The organism is Streptomyces sp. (assembly GCF_035644915.1).
Taxonomy (GTDB): Bacteria; Actinomycetota; Actinomycetes; order Streptomycetales; family Streptomycetaceae; genus Streptomyces.
On sequence record NZ_DASQNP010000059.1, the window covers coordinates 1 to 8,071 of the forward strand.

An 8,071-nucleotide genomic window follows, 5' to 3' on the forward strand; every position below is an offset into this window, starting at 1 on the left:
CTACACGCTGTCGGTCGTCTACCAGGCGTCCCTGGTGCTGATCGAGGGCCGGGAGCAGCCCGTCGTACCCAGGCCGGTGGAGCGGCACACGGTGCGTGCGCTGCCCTTCGGCGCCCCGGGCGCGCCGGAGCGCCCGGGCCCGTCCGGTGACGGCGCGGAGGCGCTCGCCGCCGCCCCCGCGGGGCGCGCGTCCGGGACCGCCGCCCGGCGGGTGACCGCCCGGGCGAGCCGGACGAGCGGCATGGCCGCCAGGCCGGCCGCGCCCGCGTCCCCGGCGGAGGCCGGCGGCGGGGACGCACCGGAGAAGGCGGACGCCGCGCCGACCGCCAAGAAGACCTCCGCCGGCAGGCGGCGTGCCCCGTCCAAGAGCACCGCCGCACGGACCCGTACGCGCAAGGCGCCCGGCACCTCCGCACGCGGCGGCGAGGACACGCCGGGCGGCGGGAGCGACAAGAGCGGCAAGAGCGGCAAGGAGGGCTGAGGCGCGGTGGCGACAAGGGGGGCGGGCAAGCACACGGACGGCGCGTCCGAGGGGGCGGGCGCGGCCGACGGCCCGGCGCTGTCCGCCGCCATGCGCTCCGTCCTGGCCCGTCTCGACGCCCACGCCGCCCGCGCCCGCCGGGGCACCGGCGGGACGGACGGGCAGCCCACCGGCGCCCCGCGGGCCGCGGACACCCCCGAACCGGCCGCGCTCGGCGCGCTCGTCCGGTGCTTCGGACTGACCCCCTTCGAACGCGAGCTGGTGCTGCTGCTGGCCGCCGCCGAGCTGGAACCGACCACCGGCAGCCGGTGCGCCGCCGCCTGCGGCGACCCGGAGCGCGCGTACCCCACCTTCTCCCTCGCGCTCGCCGCGCTCGGCGAACCCCACTGGAGCGCGCTCACGCCCGTCGCCCCGCTGCGCCGCTGGCGACTGGTCGAACTCGACGACGAGACCCGGCTGACCACCACCCGCGTCCGCCTCGACGAGCGCATCCTGCACTTCCTCGCCGGTTCCGCGTACCTCGACGCGCGGCTGCACGGCATGCTCTCCCGCGTCACCGCGCCCGACGCGCTGCCGCCCTCGTACGACCGCGCCGCGGAACGCGTCGCCGAGGTCTGGGCCACGGCCGCACCCGGTACGCCGCCGCGGGCGGAACTCACCGGCGGCGACCGGCACAGCCGCCACGACATCGCCGCCGCCGCCGCCCACCGCACCGGGCTCGGCCTCTACGTCCTCCACGCCGAGGACCTGCCCACCGATCACACCGAACGCGACCGGCTGGCGCGCCTGTGGCAGCGCGAGGCGATCCTGCTGCCCGCCGCCCTCCTGCTGGAGACCGGCGAACCGGACCGCGAACAGGCCGCCGCGGCGGACGCGTTCATCGCCTCCGCCGCCGTACCGCTGGTGGTCTCCGGCCCCGACCCCCGGAACACCGACCGGGCCCGGGCCGAACGCGTCACCGTACCGGCGCTGGGGGACGAGGAGCAGCTCGGCCTGTGGGCCGACGCCCTCGCCGGCGCGCCGGGGATCGAGGAACACCAACTGCGCGGCCTGGTCGCGCAGTTCGCGCTGCCGCCGCACGTCATCCGCTCCGCCGCCGCGACCGCGCGCCGCGAGGCCGGGGCAGCCGGGGAGACGGCGGACGCCGCTGGGCCGGCCTGGCGGGCCGGGCTGGCCGAGGCCCGCCTGGGCCTGGACGAACTGGGCCGGCGGATCGAACCGGAGGCCGGCTGGGACGACCTGGTCCTCCCCGAACCCCAGACGCGCATCCTGCGCGAGATCGTCGCGCACGTACGCCGGCGGGGCACCGTGCACCAGGAGTGGGGCTTCGCCCGCACCCTGCGCCGGGGACTTGGGGTCACGGCCCTGTTCGCGGGCGGTTCCGGCACCGGCAAGACACTGGCCGCCGAGGTGCTCGCCCGCGAGCTGGGGCTCGACCTGTTCGTCATCGACCTCTCCCAGGTGGTCTCCAAGTACATCGGCGAGACCGAGAAGAACCTCCGCAAGGTCTTCGACGCGGCCGAACGCGGCGGCGCGCTGCTGCTGTTCGACGAGGCGGACGCCCTGTTCGGCAAGCGCAGCGAGGTCAAGGACAGCCACGACCGCTACGCCAACCTCGAAGTCTCCTACCTGCTGATGCGGATGGAGGCCTACCGAGGCCTGGCGGTCCTCACCACCAACATGAAGAAGGCCCTCGATTCGGCCTTCATGCGCCGCATCCGCTTCGTCGTCGACTTCCCCTTCCCGGGCGAGGGCGAACGCGCCGAGATCTGGCGCCGGGTGCTGCCCGAACGCGCCCCGACCAAGGGCATCGACCCGGAACTGCTGGCGCAACTGACGGTCGCGGGCGGCTCGATCCGCAACATCGCGCTCTCCGCCGCCTTCCTGGCGGCCGAGGAGGGCGACGCCCTGCAGATGCGGCACATGCTCGCGGCGGCACGCACCGAGTACCTGAAGCTGGAGCGCTCCCTGACACCCTCGGAGGTCCGCGGATGGGTCTGAACGAGGCGAACGGGGCGAACGGGGCATCGCGCGAGGCGACGACGGTGCGGGTGGACATCGGCGAGCTGGTGCTCGACGGCTTCGACGCGCGGATCGACCCCGAACAGGTCGCGGACGCCTTCCGCAACGAACTGACCAGGCTGGTGCGTGAGCGCGGCGTACCGCTGGCGGCGGACGGCGGGGGACGGGAACTCGAGGCGCTGTCGGGTCTGCCGCCGCTGCCCGCAACCCTGTCGCCGGCCCGACTCGGCGAGGCACTGGCCCGCGCGGTGCACGCCGGGCTGTCGGGCCGGGGCGATCCGGGGGCGGCGGCCGGAAGGAGGCGGCGATGAGTTCGCGCGCCGCGTCACAGGACTCCCGCTCCGCCCAGGACACCAGGCGCCGCAAGCGCAAGGAGCGGTCCGCCACGTCACCCGTGCCCGAGCCGAAGGACGTCGTCAGCGGCGCCGGCCAGCCGCTCGACGTGAGCGTCCGCCGCGAGTTGGAGGAGCAGCTCGGCCACGACCTCGGCCGCGTGCGCCTCCACACCGACCGGGACGCCGCCGCCCTCACCGACCTGCTCGGCGCGGACGCCGTGGCCGTCGGCCAGGACGTCCTCTTCCGCGAGGGCGCGTACCGCCCGGGCACCGCGGACGGCCTGCGCCTGCTCGCCCACGAACTGCTCCACACCATCCAGAACCCCGACGGTCTGGGCGCCCTCCGCGCCGGCCGCGACCTGGGCGCGGTGAGCCTGCCGCAGCAGGCGGTGGAGCGCGAGGCGGAGTCGGCGGCGCAGGAGTCGGTACGGGGCGGCGAACCGGGCACGGCGGCGGAGCTGGTGGGGGAGGGGCGGGCCACCCCGGGCTGGCTGCGCTACGCCACGGTGGACGCCGACCGGCGGAGACTGGAGCAGATCGACCCGGCGACGCTGGTCGACCGCCTGGCCAACGGCGTCCTGCGCTCCCTGCGCGGCGACCCGGAGGACCGCTCCAAACGCGTACGCACCCAACTCGCCCGCTTCTCACCGGAGATGCAGGACGCCGTCCTCGACCGGCTGGAACCGCGGCTGCTCTCCTCGGAGTTCGACCGGCTGATCGGACTGGTCGAGGAGACCGAGGACGGCGGACCGCCCGAACCGGAGGCGCTCGGCACCCCCGAGGCCGTACCGGACGTCACCGAACTGCTGGAGGACGAACGGGAGGACGCCGCTGCCGCCGACCGGCGGCAGCGGGCGGAGGACGAACGGTCCCGCGACGAACAGCACGGCGGACAGCGGACGGACGGGGAGCGGCAGGACGGGGAACAGCCGCCCCGGGAGGAGGAGAACGCCCCGGAACCGCAGGACCGTCGGCAGCGCGACCGCGGAAGCGGCGGCGCGGCCCGCCCCGGAGCCCGGCGCCCCGCAGGGGGCACGCGGCCGTCCGGGCCGGGCGGCGGCCGGAACACGGCGCCCGGAGGCGGAGCCGTCCGGCCCCAGCAGCCTCGGCAGTCTCAACAGCAGGGCCGGAGCGGTTCGGGCGACCGCGCCGAACGCCCCGCCGTCAGCGGCGCCCCGGCGGCGAGCAAGGAGGAGTCCGCGGCCAAGAACCGCCCCGGAGCGGTGGAACCCCTGGTCGCGGCGCAGCAGCCGGAACAGGCGGACAAGCGCGGTAGGGACGACCGCGAGCGGACCGGCGTGGAACCCGGCCCACTGCTGAAGACCGCCGACCCCGGCAGCCGCAGCACGCTGGAGGGGAAGCGCCCCCAGGACGAGGCGGCGCTCGCGGAGGACGAGCCGATCGGCTTGGAACCCGGCCCGGACGAACCCGGAACGCTCGACGGCCTGGAGGACGAACGGGCCGCCGGCCGGGACAGCGCCTGGAACATCGAGCTCGGGCCCGAGGACTTCCTCCCCGCCACCGACCTCGACGTCTCCGGCGTACCGACCGCCGACGAGATCGTGCCCGGCTCGGACGCGGACCAGCGGATGCCGAGCTTCCCCGAGCCGCCCCCCACCCGGGCCGAGCAGGTGCAGGCCCGGCGCGAGCAGGAGGACGAGGAGGAGGCCGAGTCGGAGGACGGCGACCTCACCGGGCCGCTGCCCGCCGACAGCGGTGCCTTGGACTCCCCGGCCGCCCGTACCGAGGCGGAGAACCGGGCGCCGCGCGACCTCCGCCCCGGACCGCCGGCCGAGCAGGAGACCGGCCCGCGGCCCTCGCCCTCCGACACCGCCGGCGACCGCACCGGCGCTCCCGAGCCCGAACCCGTGGCGCGCGACGGCGCGCGGCAGGAGGAGAGGCAGGCCGAACCGGAGGCGGTTCCGGAGGACACCACCGCCGACCGGACGGCCGGGGAGACGGACCAGGAACCGGAGACGGCCGGTACGGACGCCCCGAAGGAACAGGCACCGGCGTCCGGAACCGCCCCCGCCGACACCGCTTCCGCCGCCTCTGCTCCCGCTCCCGCGTCTCCGCCTCCGGCGCCGAGCGCGGACACCTCCGGGGCGTCCCGGCAGGGCGGTGACCCCGGTACGGCCGGGCAGGGACCGGCGACGGACACCCCGGCCGAGGCGTCCCCGGCCCGGGACACCCACATCTCGGGCGCGGGCGGTGGTGACGGCTCCACCGCCGGGGGCGCGCCGGACGGAGGGGCGGGTTCCCGGCAGCGGCAGGAGACCCCGGCCCCCACGCCCGCGCCCCGGCCCGCGTCCGCCCCCGCGCCGTCGTCCGGCTCCCGGCCCTCACGGTCGGTCAGGGGCGGCGGCAGCACCCGGAGTGCCTCGGGAGGCGGCGGAGGGGGCGGCGGCGCACGTCCCGTCGCCTCGTCCCCGCCGAAGAAGGACCCGCCCGCCCCCAACCTCTCGCAGGTGACCCCGGAAGCCGGGCTGTCCACCGCCGCGAAACTCAAACCCCACCGTGCCCTCGAAGCGCTCGGCGGGGTGAACGGCGCGGTCGACAAGACCGTCGGCGACGAGCAGCAGACCCTCCAGGACGCACCGCCGACGATGGAGCGGCCCGCGGGTGCCCCGCAGACCCTCCACGGCGCGCCGAAGACCTCGGCCCCGGGGCAGTACTCCGGCGACCCGGCCGCCCAGGTCGACGCCCCGGAGAAGGAGAAGGCCGAGGTCACGGGCGACAAGGCCCCGGAGGGCGAGATCCCGGGCACGGACATCGAGGAGCCCAGCACCCTCCAGGGGCTCCTGGCCGGTGGTGCCCAGCTCGTCGTGGGGGCGATCAACGGCATCGCCGGCGCCTTCGGCGCCGACGAGGACGTCATCGACTCCGACGCCGTGACCCGGTGGATCCTCGACCTGCCCACCGAGGACGAGATGCTCGCCCAGGCGAACGTCGGCACGGCGCCCGGAGTCGGACTCCAGGGCGAGACGAACGGGCGCGCCGACGAGCAGGGCGGCGAACTCGACGGCAAGGGCCGGGAACTCCACGCCTCCGGCCGCGACGACGCCGGGCGCCCCCTGGGCGAGGACCAGATCTACCCGGATGTGCCCCAGGAGACGCTGGAGGCGAAGGTCCCGGGCGCCAAGGGGCAGGGCGGTCCCGGCGGAGGCGGCGCCCCGGCCGTGGGCGGACGCATTCCGCCCGAGGCCGTGTCCGCGGTGGCGGAGCACGAGCGCGGCCCCCAGATCCAGGCCGCTTTCGCCGACGGACAGAAGCAGATGTCCGACAAGCGGCAGGCCAAGGACCGGGACTTCCGGGAGTCCCAGGAGCGCCACCGGCAGCAGGTCCGCAGCGAGGTCGAGAGCAACACCCGTACGCAGGCCGCCGAACGCCGGAAGACCAAGGCCGAGGTGGACGCCTCCCGCGAGCAGTGGCGCAGGGAACAGGACGACGAACTCGCCTCCCTCGGCACGAAGAAGACCGAGAAGACCGAGAAGATCCGCAAGGACGTCCAGGACAAGGAGGAGCAGACCGACAAGGACGCCGAGGAGCACCGGAAGAAGAAGCAGGAGGACATCGGCAAGGAGAAGGACAAGGCCGAGAACGACGCCAGGAACAAGCGCGACACGGCCAAGAACGACTCCGGCAACTGGCTCACCAAGGCGTTCAACTGGATCCGCGACAAGCTCATCGAGCTGAAGAACGCGATCGTCGGCTTCTTCCGCGCCGCCCGCGAGGCGGTCACCAGCCTGATCAGGGACTTCAAGGGCACCGTCACCCGCTGGATCGAGGCGGCCCGGCAGTTCATCATCGACAAGTTCAAGGAGTTCACCGAGGCCCTGGTCCAGTTGGGCAGGGAACTCCTCAACGCGATCGTCGAGATCGCGAGCCGGCTGCGGGCCCTCATCATCCGCATCCGGGACGCCGCGATCGCCCTGGTCAACCGGATCGCGAACGAGCTCAGGCGGATCGTCACCGAACTCCTCGACCGGATCGGCAAGATCCTCAGCGGCATCCTGGACGCCCTGCGCGAAGGACTCCGCAGGGCGGTCGAGGCCGTCAAGGGCCTGCTCAAGGGCATCCTGGACTTCGCCATGGGCCTGCTCAACGCCCTGGGCGAGTGGGCGATGATCGCGGCCGACATCCTCTCCGACCCGGGCGGCTGGCTCAGCGGCGCCAAGGCCTCGGCGGAGGACGGCGCCAGGAACCACCTGTTCCGGGAAGTCACCTCGGCGATCAAGAACTGGTTCAACGAGAAGATCCAGGAGATCCTGGGCCTCCCCAAGGCGATCTTCGACAAGCTGGTCAGCGGAGGCGTCAGCAAGGAGCAGATGGCCAAGGAGGCGTGGGACGCCGCGCTTCCCCAACTCCCGATCATCATCGGCGAGATCATCATTACCAAGATCATCGCCAGGCTGATCCCGGGCGCGGGCTGGGTCCTGGCGATCATCGACGCGCTCAAGGCCGCCTGGGGCGCGCTGAGCGAGATCCTGCGCGCGTTCGGCGCCTTCATGGACTACCTCAAGGCCGTCAAGAGCGGCAACGCCGGCGTCCTCTTCGCCAAGGCCGTCGCCTCGGGCGTCGTCGCCCTGCTGGAACTGGCCTACCAGGCACTGCTCAGCGGCATCGGCAAGTACGTGAGCAAGGTCGGCGACCGGCTCAAGGGCGTCGCGGCCAACCTCGGCAAGAAGCCGGACCGCAAGGACGAGAACAAGCCGCGGGACCCGGACAGAGCGCAGGCGACGGACAGGCCGAAGGACGACCCGAGGAACCGGCCGGACAAGCAGGAGGAGGCGAAGAAGGCGCAGGAGCGGACGCGCCGGGCGAACGCCGACATGTCGCGCAGGCCGCCGGCCAGGCCGAAGCGTCCCCGCCCGCAGCCCCGCCCGACCCGGCGGCCCGACTCGCCCCAGTCCCGCCGTGATACCGCGCGCCGCCCCGACACCCGCCGCGTCGACGACCGCACCCGCACGGGCCAGCCCGACCGCCGCACCCAGGACACCGACCGGGACCAGCCCCGAACCCCCGCACGCCGTGAGACGGAGGGCACCAGGCCCACCCCGCGCCCGCGCCGCACCTCACCGGAGACCCGCGCCGCGAACCGCGCGCAGCAGACGGTGAAGGCCGCCCAGAACCGCATCCGCAGAGCCAGGCAGGCCCTCGACCGCAAGGACCGCGACGGCCGCCTCGACCGCTCCCTCGACAACAACGCCCGCCGCATGCGCGACGCCTACCG

At 74.8% G+C, this 8,071-nt stretch carries 3 protein-coding genes and 1 pseudogene; all 4 read left to right on the top strand.

The window, feature by feature from the left end; genetic code table 11:
• Positions 1–481, top strand: a pseudogene (locus tag VE546_RS06290) (DUF4255 domain-containing protein); the annotation flags it as partial.
• A 90-nt stretch (positions 482–571) separates the two neighbouring features.
• Complete coding sequence (locus VE546_RS06295; RefSeq protein ID WP_324919412.1) at positions 572–2,482, top strand: ATP-binding protein; 1,911 nt, start codon at positions 572–574, stop codon at positions 2,480–2,482.
• Positions 2,473–2,814, top strand: coding sequence for a hypothetical protein (locus tag VE546_RS06300; protein ID WP_324919408.1), 342 nt, complete (start codon positions 2,473–2,475; stop codon positions 2,812–2,814). Before VE546_RS06295 ends, VE546_RS06300 begins: the two co-directional genes overlap by 10 nt.
• A partial coding sequence (locus VE546_RS06305) for an eCIS core domain-containing protein (RefSeq protein WP_324919410.1) occupies positions 2,811–8,071 on the top strand: 5,261 nt, incomplete at its 3' end. The genes VE546_RS06300 and VE546_RS06305, both read left to right, overlap by 4 nt.

Coding starts and splice junctions, on each gene's coding strand:
- VE546_RS06295 (WP_324919412.1), top strand. CDS start 572: ATGCGCTCCGTCCTGGCCCGTCTCGACGCCCACGCCGCCCGCGCCCGC.
- VE546_RS06300 (WP_324919408.1), top strand. CDS start 2,473: ATGGGTCTGAACGAGGCGAACGGGGCGAACGGGGCATCGCGCGAGGCG.